At 66.9% G+C, this 14,505-nt stretch carries 16 protein-coding genes; 2 read left to right on the top strand and 14 right to left on the bottom strand.

The window, feature by feature from the left end; translation table 11 throughout:
- Positions 1–39: 39 nt before the first annotated feature.
- The 13 genes from tolA to aspS all read right to left on the bottom strand — a co-directional run bounded on the left by tolA (position 40) and on the right by aspS (position 11,303).
- Complete coding sequence (gene tolA / locus ACTJI4_RS04135) at positions 40–1,101, bottom strand: cell envelope integrity protein TolA (protein ID WP_440868591.1); 1,062 nt, start codon at positions 1,099–1,101, stop codon at positions 40–42.
- Positions 1,091–1,519, bottom strand: a complete 429-nt coding sequence (gene tolR, locus ACTJI4_RS04130; RefSeq protein ID WP_392920837.1) for a protein TolR — start codon at positions 1,517–1,519, stop codon at positions 1,091–1,093. The genes tolA and tolR overlap by 11 nt, the downstream gene beginning before the upstream one ends.
- 23 nt (positions 1,520–1,542) lie before the next feature.
- Positions 1,543–2,322, bottom strand: coding sequence for a protein TolQ (tolQ, locus tag ACTJI4_RS04125; RefSeq protein WP_068853753.1), 780 nt, complete (start codon positions 2,320–2,322; stop codon positions 1,543–1,545).
- A 10-nt stretch (positions 2,323–2,332) separates the two neighbouring features.
- On the bottom strand, positions 2,333–2,764 hold the full coding sequence (gene ybgC, locus ACTJI4_RS04120) for a tol-pal system-associated acyl-CoA thioesterase (RefSeq protein WP_392920841.1): 432 nt from the start codon (positions 2,762–2,764) through the stop codon (positions 2,333–2,335).
- On the bottom strand, positions 2,754–3,794 hold the full coding sequence (gene ruvB, locus ACTJI4_RS04115; RefSeq protein ID WP_184126745.1) for a Holliday junction branch migration DNA helicase RuvB: 1,041 nt from the start codon (positions 3,792–3,794) through the stop codon (positions 2,754–2,756). The genes ybgC and ruvB overlap by 11 nt, the downstream gene beginning before the upstream one ends.
- A gap of 97 nt (positions 3,795–3,891) precedes the next feature.
- Positions 3,892–5,811, bottom strand: coding sequence for a potassium transporter Kup (locus ACTJI4_RS04110; protein ID WP_392920844.1), 1,920 nt, complete (start codon positions 5,809–5,811; stop codon positions 3,892–3,894).
- A 46-nt stretch (positions 5,812–5,857) separates the two neighbouring features.
- On the bottom strand, positions 5,858–6,448 hold the full coding sequence (gene ruvA, locus ACTJI4_RS04105) for a Holliday junction branch migration protein RuvA (RefSeq protein WP_392920847.1): 591 nt from the start codon (positions 6,446–6,448) through the stop codon (positions 5,858–5,860).
- Positions 6,449–6,458: 10 nt separating this feature from the next.
- Positions 6,459–6,980 (bottom strand): crossover junction endodeoxyribonuclease RuvC, encoded by a 522-nt coding sequence (gene ruvC / locus ACTJI4_RS04100; RefSeq protein ID WP_392920990.1) that lies wholly within the window; start codon positions 6,978–6,980, stop codon positions 6,459–6,461.
- A gap of 77 nt (positions 6,981–7,057) precedes the next feature.
- Positions 7,058–7,789, bottom strand: a complete 732-nt coding sequence (locus tag ACTJI4_RS04095) for a YebC/PmpR family DNA-binding transcriptional regulator (RefSeq protein WP_440868590.1) — start codon at positions 7,787–7,789, stop codon at positions 7,058–7,060.
- Positions 7,790–7,864: 75 nt separating this feature from the next.
- Positions 7,865–8,497: an esterase/lipase family protein gene (locus ACTJI4_RS04090; protein ID WP_392920853.1), complete on the bottom strand. Its 633-nt coding sequence runs from the start codon at positions 8,495–8,497 to the stop codon at positions 7,865–7,867.
- 119 nt (positions 8,498–8,616) lie between these two features.
- Positions 8,617–9,138 carry an N-acetyltransferase family protein gene (locus tag ACTJI4_RS04085; protein ID WP_440868589.1) on the bottom strand — a complete coding sequence of 174 codons (522 nt, stop codon included), beginning with the start codon at positions 9,136–9,138 and terminating at the stop codon, positions 8,617–8,619.
- A gap of 20 nt (positions 9,139–9,158) precedes the next feature.
- Positions 9,159–9,491 (bottom strand): DNA primase, encoded by a 333-nt coding sequence (locus ACTJI4_RS04080; protein WP_440868588.1) that lies wholly within the window; start codon positions 9,489–9,491, stop codon positions 9,159–9,161.
- Between the two features lie 60 nt (positions 9,492–9,551).
- On the bottom strand, positions 9,552–11,303 hold the full coding sequence (aspS, locus tag ACTJI4_RS04075) for an aspartate--tRNA ligase (protein WP_392920862.1): 1,752 nt from the start codon (positions 11,301–11,303) through the stop codon (positions 9,552–9,554).
- A 159-nt stretch (positions 11,304–11,462) separates the two neighbouring features.
- Here aspS and ACTJI4_RS04070 point away from each other — a divergent pair, with 159 nt between their 5' ends.
- Positions 11,463–12,386 carry a DUF3011 domain-containing protein gene (locus tag ACTJI4_RS04070; protein WP_440868587.1) on the top strand — a complete coding sequence of 308 codons (924 nt, stop codon included), beginning with the start codon at positions 11,463–11,465 and terminating at the stop codon, positions 12,384–12,386.
- Positions 12,387–12,416: 30 nt separating this feature from the next.
- On the opposite strand, the gene ACTJI4_RS04065 is transcribed toward ACTJI4_RS04070, so the two are convergent.
- Complete coding sequence (locus tag ACTJI4_RS04065; protein ID WP_440868586.1) at positions 12,417–13,049, bottom strand: hypothetical protein; 633 nt, start codon at positions 13,047–13,049, stop codon at positions 12,417–12,419.
- A 123-nt stretch (positions 13,050–13,172) separates the two neighbouring features.
- On the opposite strand from ACTJI4_RS04065, the gene ACTJI4_RS04060 reads away from it, so the two are divergent.
- Positions 13,173–14,495, top strand: coding sequence for an MFS transporter (locus ACTJI4_RS04060; protein ID WP_392920871.1), 1,323 nt, complete (start codon positions 13,173–13,175; stop codon positions 14,493–14,495).
- The last annotated feature ends 10 nt before the right edge of the window (positions 14,496–14,505 follow it).

Here is a 14,505-nt window from a genome sequence, read left to right as displayed (position 1 = left end):
ACAGCGCATTAACGAAACGCGGCACCGGGCCGCCCGGGATCAGTTGTCCTGGGCGGTAAAGGTGAAGTTGAGCTGGCGCGAGAACACTTCTTCAAAGCCGCGGTACGGCAGCGGCTGGGCGTTCAGCACAGCGGCTTCGATGGAGCGGCGGCCGGCCTCGTCAAACGGGCAGTCCGGGCTGACCTTGGCCGAACTCACGTTGCCGCCGGGCAGCTGCACGATCACGATCTTGCAGCGCTGGCCGAACGGTACGTTGTCCGGGCGGGTCCACGAGGCAAGCACCTTCTGCTGGATCGCTGCGGCGTACTTGGCGCGCAGGTCGTCGCTGGTACCGCCGCCGCCGGCGGCCGGCTGCGCGGCGCCGCTGGAACCGGCGGTGGACTGGCCTGCAGCGGCCCGCGCGGCGGCCAGCTGGCGCAGCTTCTGCTCGGCCAGCTTGGCTTCCTTCTCTGCCGCCTCGCGGCGGCTGCGGATCTCGGCGATCTTCTTCTGGCGCTCGGCTTCGGCCTTTACGTCGTTGGCCTTCTGCTCCTGCTCGGCGAGCTTCTTTTTCTGCGCGGCCTCTTCCTGCTGCTTGGCCAGCCGCAGTTTCTGCTCGGCCTCTTCCACGCGCTTGCGTTCGGTCAGGTCGATCTGCTCCTGGCGGCGCTTGGCTTCCTGCTCCTGCTTGGCCTTCTCGGCCGAGATCGACATCGCGTTGACCGCGGCCTGGTCGACCGTGTCGGGCTGCGCGATGCGTTCCTGCGCGTTCTGCTGCTGCGGGGTGGGCGCGTCCTGGGGGCGCGGCTCGGGCAGCGGCTGCGGCGGCGGCACGGTGTCTTCTTCCACCGGGATCGGCTCGGCGACCGGCTCGGGCAGGTCAGGCAGCTTTTCCGACGCGCGCAGCGCCTGGCGTGCCGCGGCGGCTTCCGACGCCGACAGCTGCAGGCTGGCTTCAATGGCCGGATCGCCGGCGGCCGCTTCAGTGCTGCGCTGGGGCGACCACAGCCAGGCGGCGATGAACACCAGCGCGAGCAGCACGTGGACCAGGATCGCCAGAGCGATCGGCAGGCCCCACTCGCCTTCCGGCTGGCGCTGCGGTGGCAGGGCTTCAGCGTGCATCGGTCGCCAGACCCACCTTTTCCACGTTGGCGCGCTTGATCACGTCCATCGCCGCGACCACCTTTTCGTAGGCCACGGCTTTGTCGGCGGCCACGATCACGCGCAGGTTCTTGTCCTGCGCGGCGAGCGCGCCGAGCTGGGCCTGCAGCTGGCCGGCCTCCATCGGGGCGGGCTCCTTCGCTTCAGGCAGCTTCAGGCTCAGCTGGCCGTCCAGGCGCACCGAGACGATCACCGGGTCCTGCTTGCTCTCCAGCGCCTTGGCCTGCGAACTGGGCAGGTCCACTTCAAAGCTCAGGGTGAGCAGCGGCGCGGTGACCATGAAGATGATCAACAACACCAGCATGACGTCGATGTAAGGCACGACGTTGATTTCGGATTTGAGCTTGCGGCGCTTGCGGCGGCCGATGGCAGCGGTCATGGCAGGGTCCTTGTGCTGGGCACTTACTCGTCGCCCGCGGACTGGCGCTGCAGGATCGAGCTGAACTCTTCGGCGAAGGTCTCGAAGCGGACCGACAGGCGCTCGACGCGGGTGGTGAAGCGGTTATAGGCCCACACCGCCGGGATGGCCACGAACAGGCCGATGGCGGTGGCGAACAGGGCTTCGGAAATACCCGGCGCGACCGAGGCGATACCGGCCTGCTCGCCGCTGTTGATCATGTCATGCATGGTCACCATGATGCCGAACACGGTGCCGACCAGGCCCACGTACGGGGCGGTGGAACCGATGTTGGCCAACAGTTCCAGGCTGCGCTCCATCTGGTCCACCTCACGGGTGAAGGTGGTGCGCATGGCGCGCTGGGCACCTTCCAGCTGGGCGCGGCCATCCAGGCGGCGCTTGTCGCGCAGGCGGGTGAATTCGCGGAAACCGGCTTCGAAGATCGCCTCCAGGCCGCCCACCTTGCGGTTGCGGTCGGTGGCGGCGCTGTACAGCTTGCCGAGGTCGGCCCCCGACCAGAAGCGGCTTTCGAACTCATCGGCTTCGCGGTTGGCGGCGTTGAACACGCGCGCCTTGCGGAAGATGATCACCCAGCTGATGAACGAACCGGCCAACAGCAGCAGCACGATGATCTTCACCGGCAGGCTGGCCTTGATCATCAGGTCCAGGTAATTGATGCCACCGCCGTGCGCGGCCTGGGCGACGGTCTGCGACGCGGCGCTGGTGACTTCCTGCGGCAGCGCTTCGACCACCGTGGCCTGCAGGGCCAGGAGCATTCCGATCATCCGTTGTTCCTCAATATGCGGCTGTTTGAATTACGTGGGGTTTCAGCGCGGCGTGGAGAGCATCGTCCATGCCGCGCGGCTTGAATGTGGCAGCGTCCAGTGCCGCGATTTTCACCTGCGCGGTCAGCAGCGTTTCATCGCCGCGACACACCGCCTGGTCGAACACCATGCTGGCGCGCTTGCACTGCACCAGCGTGGCGGTCACGTCCAGCGCGTCGTCCAGCCGCGCCGGCTTCAGGAACTCCATGGTCATCGACCGGACCGCGAACACCAGGCCATGCTCGGTGCGGGTGCGTTCCTGGCCGTAGCCCAAAGCCCGCATCCATTCGGTGCGGGCCCGTTCCATGAAGGCCACGTAGCGGGCGTGGTAGACCACCCCGCCAGCGTCGGTATCTTCCCAATATATGCGTGTCGGCCAACTGAACCGCGGATCAACCGACATCCGGGACCTCCGCGAACAGGTCGGCCGGCGGATTCTTCGGCTTCAGGCCCAGGTGGCGGTAGGCCTTCTGGGTGGCCATGCGGCCACGCGCGGTGCGCACCAGGAAACCCTGCTGGATCAGGTAGGGTTCGACCACGTCTTCCAGCGTGCCGCGCTCTTCAGACAGGGCCGCGGCCATCGATTCCACGCCCACCGGGCCGCCGTCGAAGTAATCGATCAGCGTGCGCAGCATGCGCCGGTCGAGGTCATCAAAGCCTTCCGGGTCCACTTTCAGCATCTGCATGGCGGCCTGCGCCACGTCCTGGTCGATGTGGCCGGCAGCCTTGACCTGGGCGTAATCGCGCACGCGTCTCAGCAGCCGGTTGGCGATACGCGGGGTGCCGCGCGAACGCCGCGCGATTTCGGCCGCACCGTCGGCGGTGCAGTCGATGCCGAGGATGGCCGCCGAGCGCCGCACGATCCGGGTCAGTTCCTCGGGGGTATAGAACTCCAGCCGGTGCACGATGCCGAAGCGGTCGCGCAGCGGCGCGGTCAGCAGGCCGGCCCGGGTGGTGGCGCCAATCAGGGTGAACGGCGGCAGGTCGATCTTGATCGAGCGGGCCGCGGGGCCCTCGCCGATCATGATGTCGATCTGGAAATCTTCCATCGCCGGGTACAGCACTTCTTCCACCACCGGCGACAGGCGGTGGATCTCATCGATGAACAGCACATCGTGCGGCTGCAGGTTGGTGAGCAGCGCGGCCAGATCGCCGGCCTTTTCGATCACCGGCCCGGAGGTCACCCGCAGCGCCACGCCGAGTTCGTTGGCGATCACATGGCTCAAGGTGGTCTTGCCCAGGCCGGGCGGGCCGAAGATCAGCACATGGTCCAGCGCATCGCCACGGGCCTTGGCTGCTTCGATGTAGATCGACAGCTGCTCGCGCACGGGCGCCTGGCCAAGGTAATCGGCCATGCGCTTGGGGCGGATGCTGGCGTCGGTGGTGTCATCCTCGCGGGTGGCACCGGCGCCGATGATGCGGTCGTCGGTCATCGCGTGATTATGCGGCAAAACGGGTGACGACCAACGGTCGTCACCCGCCAGGGATGGAAATCAACCGGTAGCGGCCGATCGTTGGTCGGCCATCGCCTCAAATCTCGACCTGGGCACCGAGCTCGACCAGGCGGTTGCCCGGAATCCTGAAGAACCCGGTCGCCGGAGCCGCATTCCGGTGCATCAGTGCGAACAGCTTGTCGCGCCAGATCGGCATGCCCCGGTTGGCGGTGGCCACGATGGTTTCGCGGCTGGCGAAGAAGGTGGTGTCCATCGGGTCGAAGTAGATCCCGCCGTGGTCGCACGAGCGCATCAGCGCCAGCGGCACGTCCGGTGTTTCCATGAAACCGAAACGCACGAACACGCGGTAGAACTCATCGCCCACCGATTCGATCTTCAGCCGCTTGCCTTCCATCGCATAGGGAATGGGCAGGGTTTCCACGTGCAGGAACACGTTCCGCTCATGCAGCACCTTGTTGTGCTTGAGGTTGTGCATCAGCGCGTGCGGGGCCACCGAGGGGTCGGCGGTCAGGAATACCGCCGTGCCCGGCACCCGCACCGGCGGGGCCAGCATCAGGCCGGGCAGGAAGGTATCCAGCCGGATGCCATCCTTGCGGATCTCATCGCGCAGCAGCTCGCGGCCGCGGCGCCAGGTACGCATCATGGTGAACAGCACGATGCCCAGCACCACCGGGAACCAGGCGCCCTGCAGCAGCTTGGCGCCGTTGGCGATCACAAAGCCCAGGTCGATGATGAAGAACACCACGCAGAGTGGGATGATCCAGTAACGCGAGGTCGGCCACAGCGCGCGGGCGACCAGCGCCAGCAGCAGCGTATCGATGAGCATGGTCGCCGAAACCGAGATACCGTAGGCCACCGCCAGGTTGGAGGAGCTGCGGAACGCAAGCACCAGGCCGATCACCATCACCGCGATACCCCAGTTGATGCCGGGGATGTAGATCTGGCCGATGGTGTCGTGCGAGGTATGGGTGATGCGCATGCGAGGGATGTAGCCCAGCTGCATGGCCTGGCGCGAGACCGAGAACGCACCGGTGATCACCGACTGCGAGGCGATCACCGCGGCCATGGTGGCCAGGATGATCATCGGGTACAGCGCCCACTGCGGCACCGCTTCGAAGAACGGGTTCTTCACCGCTTCGGGGTTGTTGAGCACCAGCGCGCCCTGACCCAGATAGTTCAGCACCAGGCACGGCAGCACGAAGAAGTACCACGCGTGGCGGATCGGCTTGGCCCCGAAGTGGCCCATGTCCGCGTACAGCGCCTCGCCACCGGTCACCGCCAGCACCACCGCACCGAGGATGAAGATGCCGTGCCAGCCGTGCTCCATGAAGAAGCGCAGCGCCCACATCGGGTTGAAGGCCTTGAGCACTTCCGGCGAATCGACGATGTTCCAGATGCCGATCGCGGCCAGCGAAATGAACCAGATCGAGGTGATCGGCCCGAACAGCTTGCCGATCTTCTCGGTGCCAAACCGTTGCACGGCAAACACCGCCAGGAGCACCACCACGGTGATCGGTACGATGAAGGAATGCAGGCCCGGCGCGGCCACTTCCAGGCCCTCGACCGCACCCAGCACCGAAATGGCGGGGGTGATCACCCCGTCACCGAAGAACAGCGAGGCGCCGAAGATGCCCAGGATGCCCACCACATACGCCGAGCGCGAGCCATGGCGCAGGGTACGCTGGGTCAACGCCATCAGCGCCATGATGCCGCCCTCGCCGTCGTTGTCGGCACGCATGATGATGGTGACGTACTTCAGCGTCACCACGATGTTCAGCGCCCAGAACGCCAGCGACAGCACGCCCAGCACGGTGTCGTGGTCGCTGTTGAGGCCGTAATGCGGCGAGAACGCTTCCTTCAGGGTGTACAACGGGCTGGTACCGATGTCGCCGAACACCACGCCGATGGCGCCGACGATCAGGGCCAGGCCGCTGGCGGCCGGCGCATGGCCATGCCCGTGCTGGCCGCTGTCGTGCTGGGTGGAAGAGGTGGACATGAGACTCCGGGAAGGCGTCGGTCGGAAGGGGAATAGGCCCGCGCGCTCAGCGCAGCGCGGCCTGCAGGGCCTTGCGGATCACGGTGGCGACATCGTCGCCGTCGGCGTTGGCGTCGCGGGCCATGCGCGCGGCCTCGGTCGGCTTGTAGCCCAGCTGCTGCAGCGCCACGGTGGCTTCGGAGACCGGGTCGGTGGCCGGCGCCGCGCCGGCAATCGGCGCACCGCCGCCGCCAAAGTTCGCCGCGCGATCGCGCAGCTCCAGCACCATGCGCTCGGCGGTTTTCTTGCCGATGCCGGGAATCCGGGTCAGCGCGGTAATGTCACCGGCCTGCACCATCTTCGCGAACTCGTCCACGCTCACCCCGGACAGCACCGCCAGCGCGATCTTGGCACCGATGCCGCTGACCTTCTGCACGTCGCGGAACAAGCGTCGCTCACCCTCGCGCAGGAAGCCATACAGCGACACGCTGTCTTCCTTCTGCGCATAGTGGGTGAACAGGGTGACCTCGCGGCCCAGTTCCGGGAGATCGTAGAAGGTGCTCATCGGCGCCTCCAGTTCGTAGCCGACGCCGTTGACGTCGATCAGCAGCCACGGCGGCGCCTTGTACGCGACGATCCCACGCAGACGACCAATCATGCAGATGTCCTCATTTCCGGCTCCAGGCCTGGCGGGCATTGACGCCCAGGCGCTGCGCGGTTGCCCTCACATGGGCGTGGGTGATGGCCACGGCCAGCGCGTCGGCCGCGTCGGCCTGCAGCCTGGTTTTCAGGTTGAGCATAAGCCCAACCATGTGTTGGACCTGTTGCTTTTCCGCTCCGCCACGGCCGACCACCGCCAGCTTGATCTCACTGGCCGCATATTCGTGCACCGGCAGGTCGCGCATGACCACGGCCGAGATGGCCGCGCCGCGCGCCTGACCCAGCTTCAGGGCCGAATCGGGGTTGCGCGCCATGAACACCTTCTCGATGGCCACTTCATGCGGGCGGTATTCCTCCACCAGCGCGTTGAGGCCCAGCACCAGCAGCTTCATGCGGTTGGGGAAGTCGTCGGCGCCCAGCAGCACCAGCGGCAGGTGGTGCACGTGCAGCACCTTGCCGGTGCAGTCCACATCGATGATGCCCACCCCGGTGCGCTGCGAACCGGGGTCGATGCCTAGGATGCGGATCATGCGTGGCGCGTCGGGAGTCATCATGGTCCGCATTGTCCGCCCCCGACGTCGCACTTGGCGAGACGGGGGCATGGACATCAGGCGTAGGCGTCCGCGCCAAGGTCGGCGTTGGAGAACACGTCCTGCACATCGTCCAGGTCTTCCAGCATGTCCAGCAGCTTCTTGACCTGCAGGGCGGTGTCGCCCTCGACCTTGATGTCGTTATCGGCCCGGAAGGTCAGCTCGGCGTGATCCGGCGTCAGCCCGCCCGCTTCCAGCGCATCCTTGACCGCGTGGTACATGTCGGCTGCGGTCAGCACGTCGATGGCGCCGTCTTCCGGGTACACCACGATGTCATCGGCGCCGGCCTCGATGGCCGCCTCGGTCACTGCGTCTTCGTTGGCGCCGCCGGCGTAGTGCAGCACGCCCATGCGCTTGAACATGAAGGAGACCGAGCCTTCGGTACCCATGTTGCCGCCGCACTTGCTGAACGCGTGGCGGACATCGGCCACGGTACGTACGCGGTTGTCGGTCAGGCAGTCGACGATCACGGCCACGCCACCGGGGGCGTAGCCCTCGTAGCGGATCTCTTCGTATTCAACGCCTTCCAGCTCGCCGGTGGCCTTCTTGATGGCCCGTTCGATCACGTCCTTGGACATGTTCGAGGCCAGGCCCTTGTCCATGGCCACCCGCAGGCGCGGGTTGTTGTTGGGGTCGCCTCCACCGCCGCGCGCGGCTACGCCGATCTCACGGATGATCTTGGTGAAAATCTTGCCGCGCTTCGCGTCAGACGCGTTTTTGCGGTTTTCGATGGAAGGGCCTCTACCCATGGGTGTTTCCGTGCGTGCGTCAGGAACAGGGCGCGGATTCTACCTGATCGACCGCCTTCACCGTGTTAGCCGGGGTCAGGCCGCGTGCGCGGCCCGGTCCGGGCGGAAGCAGCCATCGCGCAGGAAGGCGGCGGTCTGGCGCGCCGCGTCGGGGGAAAACACCAGCCCGCTGTGGCTGGCGGCCACCACGCAATGGTCGGTCAGGCCCGGCAGGCGGGTCTCGTCCAGCGCCACGGTGCCGTCGGAGGCGTCGCCGCAGGCGCCGAGCAGGCTGCCCAGCCCGTGCGGCACGGACCCGGCGATCAGCCCGACCTGTGCCCTGCCCTCCCAGGCCGGCAGGCCATCGAGCAGCAGCTCGCTGCTGCGACCCAGCGCCAGCGACCAGCCATGCTCGGCCAGCGAACGGGCGGTGCCGCTGCCGCGCAGCGGCGAGCCCAGGCAGACCACCCTCGATACCGGCAAGTCCGGCTGGCGGCGCAGGGCCTCCAGGGCCACCAGCCCACCCAGGCTGTGCCCGACCAGCGCTACCGGGCCGCTGTCTTGGAGCCGCTTCAGCAGCTGCGGCACGGCCACGTCGGGGCCGCCGAACACGCTGGAGTAGCCGAAGGTATCCACGCTGAAGCCACGCGCGCGCAGGCGCCAGGCCAACGGGCCAACCCAGGCGCGGGCATTCCAGATGCCATGCAGCAGTAAAACGGGGGGAGTCATGTGCTCAGCGTAGCCGGTGCAAAACCGTTCCAGAGGCAGGAAACGGTGTCATTAGACAAATGGACGAAGGAACGGCGAGTGAAACCCGCCGCTCACGTCGTTTCCTGGAGATGGACCGTTCAGGCCGCCCGCGGCGGGCGGCGCAGGATGAATTCAAGGTCGCGCACCTGGCCGACCGGGAATTCGTAGGTGCCCACCTTGCTGAACCCGTAGCGGGCGTAGAAACGCTGAGCGCCGAAGTTCTCCGACCACACCCCCAGCCACAGGGTGCGCGGCCCGTTGCGTTCCAGCCAGGTCAGCGCGGTTTCGAGCAGGCGGCTGCCCCAACCGCAGCTCTGCTGCTCCTTGATCAGGTACAGCCGCTTGAGCTCGCCATCCCCCGGTTGCACATCCGGGTGCGGCAGGCCGCAGGGGCCGGCAGCGGCATGACCGACCGCCACGCCATCCCGCTCCAGCAGCCACACCGCGTAATCGGGGTGGGACAGGATCACGCGCTGGCGATCTTCCGCATAAGCCTCGTCCAGGAAGTCCTGCAGGTCCTGGGCCGGGTACAGGTGGCCGAAGGTTTCCACGAAGGTACGGGTGGCCAGCACCGACAGGGTCGGTGCGTCCTCGGGGCCGGCGCGGCGGATGGTGTACATGGACGGGTGCGGAGCAGGCCTCAGGCCTGCGGCCCCTTGGCGGCGTCTTCCTCGTCGCCGTCTTCTTCGTCCTCTTCCTCGTACTCCTCCTCGTCCTCGTCTTCCTCGCCCTCTTCGTACTCTTCGTCTTCGCCCTCTTCCTCTTCGTCGTCCTCGTAGTCCTCGACGCCGAAGTCCTCACCATCCCAGCGGCCTTCGCCATCGGCGACGAAGGTCAGCGCCATCGCGGCCGGGTTGGTACCCACGCGCACCAGCCAGCCACCGAACACGCGGGCGCGCTCGGTCACCAGGTTGGCATCGGCACCTACGTTGCCCAGCTTTTCCCATTCCACTGCGAATGCAAATTCGGTCACTGCTGGATCTCCTGGACGATGTGGCGATGAGGGGGATGGTGCGATCGGTTGATCGCGGGATCAATTCTTGCGCGGACGGACCTGGATGTGCACTTCGGCCAGCTGCTCATCCGGGATCGGCGACGGGGCGCCGGTCATCAGGCACTGCGCGCCGGTGGTCTTCGGGAACGGGATCACGTCGCGGATCGATTCGGTGCCCGCCATCAGCGCAGCAATGCGGTCGATGCCGAAGGCGATGCCGCCGTGCGGCGGCGCGCCGAAGCGCAGTGCGTCGAGCAGGAAGCCGAACTTGGCTTCGGCCTCTTCGGCGCCGATGCCCAGCAGGTCGAATACGGCGCTCTGCATGTCCGAGCGGTGGATACGGATGGAGCCACCGCCGATCTCGTTGCCGTTGAGCACCATGTCGTAACCGCGCGACACAGCCGTCTTCGCGTTCGCGCGCAGGTCGGCGATGTCATCCACCGCCGGGGCGGTGAAGGGGTGGTGCAGGGCCACGTAGCGCTGGGCTTCGTCGTCGTACTCGAACATCGGGAAGTCGGTGACCCACAGCGGCGCCCAGCCGGCGGCAACCAGGTCGAAGTCCTTGCCGGCCTTCAGGCGCAGCGCGCCCATGAAGTCGGACACCTTGTTGTAGCCACCGGCACCGAAGAACACGATGTCGCCGTTGCCGGCGCCAACGTGGGCGACCAGCGCGGCGAACGCCTCTTCGCTGAAGAACTTGGCGATCGGCGAGCTGATTTCGCCGTTTTCGGCGATCTTGATGTAGGCCAGGCCCTTGGCGCCGTACTTGGCGGCATGCGCGGCATACTCATCGATCTGCTTGCGCGACAGGCTGGCACCGCCCGGGATGCGCAGGCCAGCCACGCGGCCATCGGGGTCGGCAGCGGCGCTGGCGAACACCGGGAACTGGCTGTCCTTGACCAGCTCGGCCACATCCACCAGTTCCAGACTGATGCGCAGATCCGGCTTGTCCGAGCCATAGCGGCGCATCGCCTCGGCCCAGGTCATGCGCGGGAAGCTGGCAGCCAGCTCCACGTCGACCACTTCCTTGAAGATCGCGCGGATCATGCCTTCCACGTAATCCTGCACGTCGCGCTCGCGCACGAACGCGAATTCCATGTCCAGCTGGGTGAATTCCAGCTGGCGGTCGGCACGCAGGGCTTCGTCGCGGAAGCAGCGCGCGATCTGGTAGTAGCGGTCGAAGCCGGCCACCATCAGGATCTGCTTGAACAGCTGCGGCGACTGCGGCAGGGCGTAGAACTCGCCCGGGTGCATGCGCGCCGGCACCAGGAAGTCGCGTGCGCCTTCCGGGGTGGCCTTGGTCAGGATCGGGGTTTCGATGTCCTGGAAGCCGTCGCGATCAAGGTGGCGGCGCAGCGCCTGCACCAGCTTGATGCGGGTGCGCTGCATGCGCTGCATGTCCGGGCGGCGCAGGTCCAGGTAACGGTACTTCAGGCGGGTTTCTTCGCCCGGGTTCTCGTGGGCGTGGAACGGCAGCGGCTCGGCCTTGTTGAGCACGGTGATGCGGGTGGCGACGATCTCGACCTGGCCGGTACGGATCTTGTCGTTCACCGCATGGCGCCTGCGCACCACGCCTTCCACCTGCAGTACGTCCTCGTAGCCGAGGCTGGCGGCGACCTTGAACACGTCGGCGTTCTCAGGCTCCACCGTCACCTGCACGATGCCCTCATGATCGCGAAGATCGATGAAGCACACGCCGCCCAGGTTGCGGGCAACGTCGGTCCAACCGGCGAGGGTGACAGTCTGGCCAATCAGGGTCTCGTCGACCAGGCCGCAGAAGTGGGTACGCATGGGGGTAAAGCTCCGCAGGAGGTTGCCGGCGCCAGGCGGCACCGGTCAGCCCGTTATTCTGCGGCCGGCAACCCGATCGGGCAAATCCGGGACAGTCACACGGGCTTAATCCGACCCGTCCCTATAGTCCGCGCACCACCATGTGCAAGGGGATTTGCCATGAACCGCCTCGCTGTTGCCTGTCTTACCGCCCTCCTTGCCTGCGGCGCCCCGGCCCTGCAGGCCCAGGTCAATGCCCGGGCCTATGCCCCGGAAAACCTGCGCACCCTGTCGATCCAGGACCAGCAGCGGGTCATTTCCCAGGAATACGCCGAACAGTCCGGGGGGCGGCGCATTCCCGACGACCAGATGCGCTTCTACCTGGATCAGGTCAACCGCTCGTCCTGGGGCTTTTCCCGGATCAAGCAGGACATCGCCACCTCGCTGGGCGGCTCCGGCGGCGGCTGGAACCCCGGCGGTGGCAACGACGGGGTGGTCCGCTGCGAGAGCAACGACAACCGCCAGCGGGTCTGTCCCACCGGCTGGCGCAGCGCGCGGCTGTCCCGCCAGATCTCGGGCACCCGCTGCGTGGAAGGCAGCAACTGGGGCTCGCGCAACGGCCAGGTCTGGGTCAGCGGCGGCTGCCGGGCCGAATTCGTCGACGGCCGTGGCGGCGGTTGGGGCCCCGGCACCGGCGGCCCCGGCAACACGATACGGTGCGAAAGCAATGACAACCGCGAGCGCAGCTGCCCTACCCCGTGGCGCAATGCGGCCCTGGTGCGGCAGATCTCCGGGTCGCCCTGCGTACAGAACCAGACCTGGGGCATGCGCGGGAACACGATCTGGGTCACCCGCGGCTGCCGCGGTGAATTCGCCGAATCGCGCGGCAACTGGGGTGGTGGCGGGGGCGGCAGCAACTACAGCGTGACCTGCAGCAGCAATGGCAACCGCCAGCAGACCTGTGCCTGGGATTCGCGCCAGGGCCGTCCTGTGCTGCTGGAGCAGCTGTCAGGCAGCAGCTGTGTCGAGAACCGCAGCTGGGGCTATCGACCGAGCATGGTGTGGGTCAGCAATGGGTGCCGGGCGAGGTTCGGCGCGCGTTGACGGGAAGGCAGCCCGACCCACGGTCGGGCCCTATCGGGGCGCCTCGGCGCCCCACGGGGCCGGTGGCAACGCCACCGGGTGGGCGAGGTCGAACACCACCTGGAATTTGCGTCCGCCCGGGCGGGTGAGCTCGTATACGAATGTCTTGTCCGGCTCGATTTCCATGGCCCACGTATTGGTCACCGACGCCGCCATGCCGGCCTTGCGGAACATCGCCACCGAATCGGCATCCACCGGGAACGACTGGCGCTGCGCAGTGCCCGGCGGCGCACTGTCGCCGCCGTACATCGTGACCGCATCGGGGCTGCCATCGGCATGGCGGTGATCGTGCTTCAGGCGCAGGCCGGTATCGGTGCGACTCAACACCCAGGTACGCGAATGATCGTCGCCCACATGGAACGGGATGCGCAGCGTGTGCGAGGCGTCATCGCAACCACGCACGTGCATCACCAGGCGCTTGCCGTCGAACGGATCGGGCGCAGCGCTCTTCGGCTCATTGGCGGCGACATGGCCTTCAAACGCCTTGCCGCAATGCGCGGCGACAGCAGCGAGAAACGCGTCGGCCGGGGCCATCGCAACATCGTGGGCCACGCGGTCACGCTGGCCACCACACGCGGCGAGCAACAAAGCAGCCGCGAGCGGCATGAACTTGTACACAGTCATGCGGACACCGTAGCCCGCGTGGGCGCAATGCGCAAATCCGCGCCATCGGCGACAAAGGATTAATCACGTCTGTGTTAGGGTCATTGTCGTGACCGGTTCGCCTTCCCCACGAAGGTCGCACGCGTGTTGCGGCTGACCGCCCTGCTGACAGGAGTAGCGCTGCTTTTGACGGGCAGCGGGCTTCTGGGCACCTTGCTGGCGGTAAGCGGCGGTGAGGCTGGCTTTGGTGCCGGTACGTTGGGCCTGGTGATGTCCGGTTATTTCGCGGGCTTCTTCATGGGCACTTTTTTCGCCCCGTCGTTGATTGGCCGCATCGGGCATATCCGTGCGTTCGCCTTCTTTGCCGCCCTCGCCGCCATTGCGGTGCTGCTGCATCCGCTGTGGCTCAATGCCTGGCTGTGGGGGCTGCTGCGCATCATTACCGGCATCGCGCTGGTGGGGCTGTACACGGTGATCGAAAGCTGGCTCAACGCCGAGCCCGACCCGCGCCAGCGCAGCCGTGCCTTTTCGCTGTACATGGTGGTCAACCTTTCCGCGCTGGCCCTGGGCCAGATCCTGCTGATGGTCAGCAATGCGCCGGCCATGTCGATGTTCATGCTGATCGCCATGCTGGTCTGCGCCGCCGTGCTGCCGATCACCGCCACCCGGCTCACCCCGCCGGACGTGCCGTCGGTGCCGCGCCTGACGTTGTCGCGGCTGTACGCGATGGCGCCGGTGGCCACGGTTGCCGCCGGGCTGTCGGGCCTGGCCATGGGCGCGTTCTGGGGCCTGCTCCCGGTATATGCCGGCGAGGTCGGCCTCACCAATGACGGCGTGGCCCGCTTCATGCTCACCGCCATTGCCGGCGGCGCCCTGCTGCAGTGGCCGCTGGGCCACATCAGCGATGGCCATGACCGCCGCGTCGGGCTGGTGGCGCTGTGCCTGGCCGCTGCAGGCATCGCGGCGGTGGCCGCGATGCCGATGATCCAGCAGCAGACCTGGCTGCTGTTCGGTCTGTTCTTCTTCTATGGCGGCCTGGCGTTCGCGCTGTATCCCTTCGCGGTGGCGCACATGCTCGATTACCTGCCGCGCGAAGACCTGCTGTCGGGCTGCTCCAGCCTGCTGCTGGTGCACGGCGTGGGCGCGGCGATCGGCCCGGCGCTGGCCGGTGCGGCCATGCAGCAGTTCGGTCCGGCCGCCCTGCCGCTTTACTTTGCTGCGGTTCTGGGCGTGCTGGCGCTGTTCACCACCGCGCGCCTGCTCAGCTTCGACCGGCTGCGCACGCACCCGGTGGTGTTCCGATTGATGCTGCGCACTACGCCTGCGGCGTTGGAGCTGATCCCTGAAACCGATGCTGTCGCGCCGTCGGACGGCCACCCGACCAACGGTCGGGCGCTACCCGCGAATGACGCGCCGCTGGATACCCCCCACCCCTCACCCAACAACTCCGATAAGGAAGTGCATTGACTGTTTCGAC

Source organism: Stenotrophomonas sp. 22385, from assembly GCF_052045085.1.
In the GTDB taxonomy this organism is placed as follows: domain Bacteria; phylum Pseudomonadota; class Gammaproteobacteria; order Xanthomonadales; family Xanthomonadaceae; genus Stenotrophomonas.
This window is presented reverse-complemented; position numbering and strand designations above follow the sequence as displayed.

Bases quoted from the DNA above. Each gene is read 5' to 3' on its own strand.
- tolA (WP_440868591.1), bottom strand. From the start codon at position 1,101: ATGCACGCTGAAGCCCTGCCACCGCAGCGCCAGCCGGAAGGCGAGTGG.
- tolR (WP_392920837.1), bottom strand. From the start codon at position 1,519: ATGACCGCTGCCATCGGCCGCCGCAAGCGCCGCAAGCTCAAATCCGAA.
- tolQ (WP_068853753.1), bottom strand. From the start codon at position 2,322: ATGATCGGAATGCTCCTGGCCCTGCAGGCCACGGTGGTCGAAGCGCTG.
- ybgC (WP_392920841.1), bottom strand. From the start codon at position 2,764: ATGTCGGTTGATCCGCGGTTCAGTTGGCCGACACGCATATATTGGGAA.
- ruvB (WP_184126745.1), bottom strand. From the start codon at position 3,794: ATGACCGACGACCGCATCATCGGCGCCGGTGCCACCCGCGAGGATGAC.
- ACTJI4_RS04110 (WP_392920844.1), bottom strand. From the start codon at position 5,811: ATGTCCACCTCTTCCACCCAGCACGACAGCGGCCAGCACGGGCATGGC.
- ruvA (WP_392920847.1), bottom strand. From the start codon at position 6,448: ATGATTGGTCGTCTGCGTGGGATCGTCGCGTACAAGGCGCCGCCGTGG.
- ruvC (WP_392920990.1), bottom strand. From the start codon at position 6,980: ATGATCCGCATCCTAGGCATCGACCCCGGTTCGCAGCGCACCGGGGTG.
- ACTJI4_RS04095 (WP_440868590.1), bottom strand. From the start codon at position 7,789: ATGGGTAGAGGCCCTTCCATCGAAAACCGCAAAAACGCGTCTGACGCG.
- ACTJI4_RS04090 (WP_392920853.1), bottom strand. From the start codon at position 8,497: ATGACTCCCCCCGTTTTACTGCTGCATGGCATCTGGAATGCCCGCGCC.
- ACTJI4_RS04085 (WP_440868589.1), bottom strand. From the start codon at position 9,138: ATGTACACCATCCGCCGCGCCGGCCCCGAGGACGCACCGACCCTGTCG.
- aspS (WP_392920862.1), bottom strand. From the start codon at position 11,303: ATGCGTACCCACTTCTGCGGCCTGGTCGACGAGACCCTGATTGGCCAG.
- ACTJI4_RS04070 (WP_440868587.1), top strand. From the start codon at position 11,463: ATGAACCGCCTCGCTGTTGCCTGTCTTACCGCCCTCCTTGCCTGCGGC.
- ACTJI4_RS04065 (WP_440868586.1), bottom strand. From the start codon at position 13,049: ATGACTGTGTACAAGTTCATGCCGCTCGCGGCTGCTTTGTTGCTCGCC.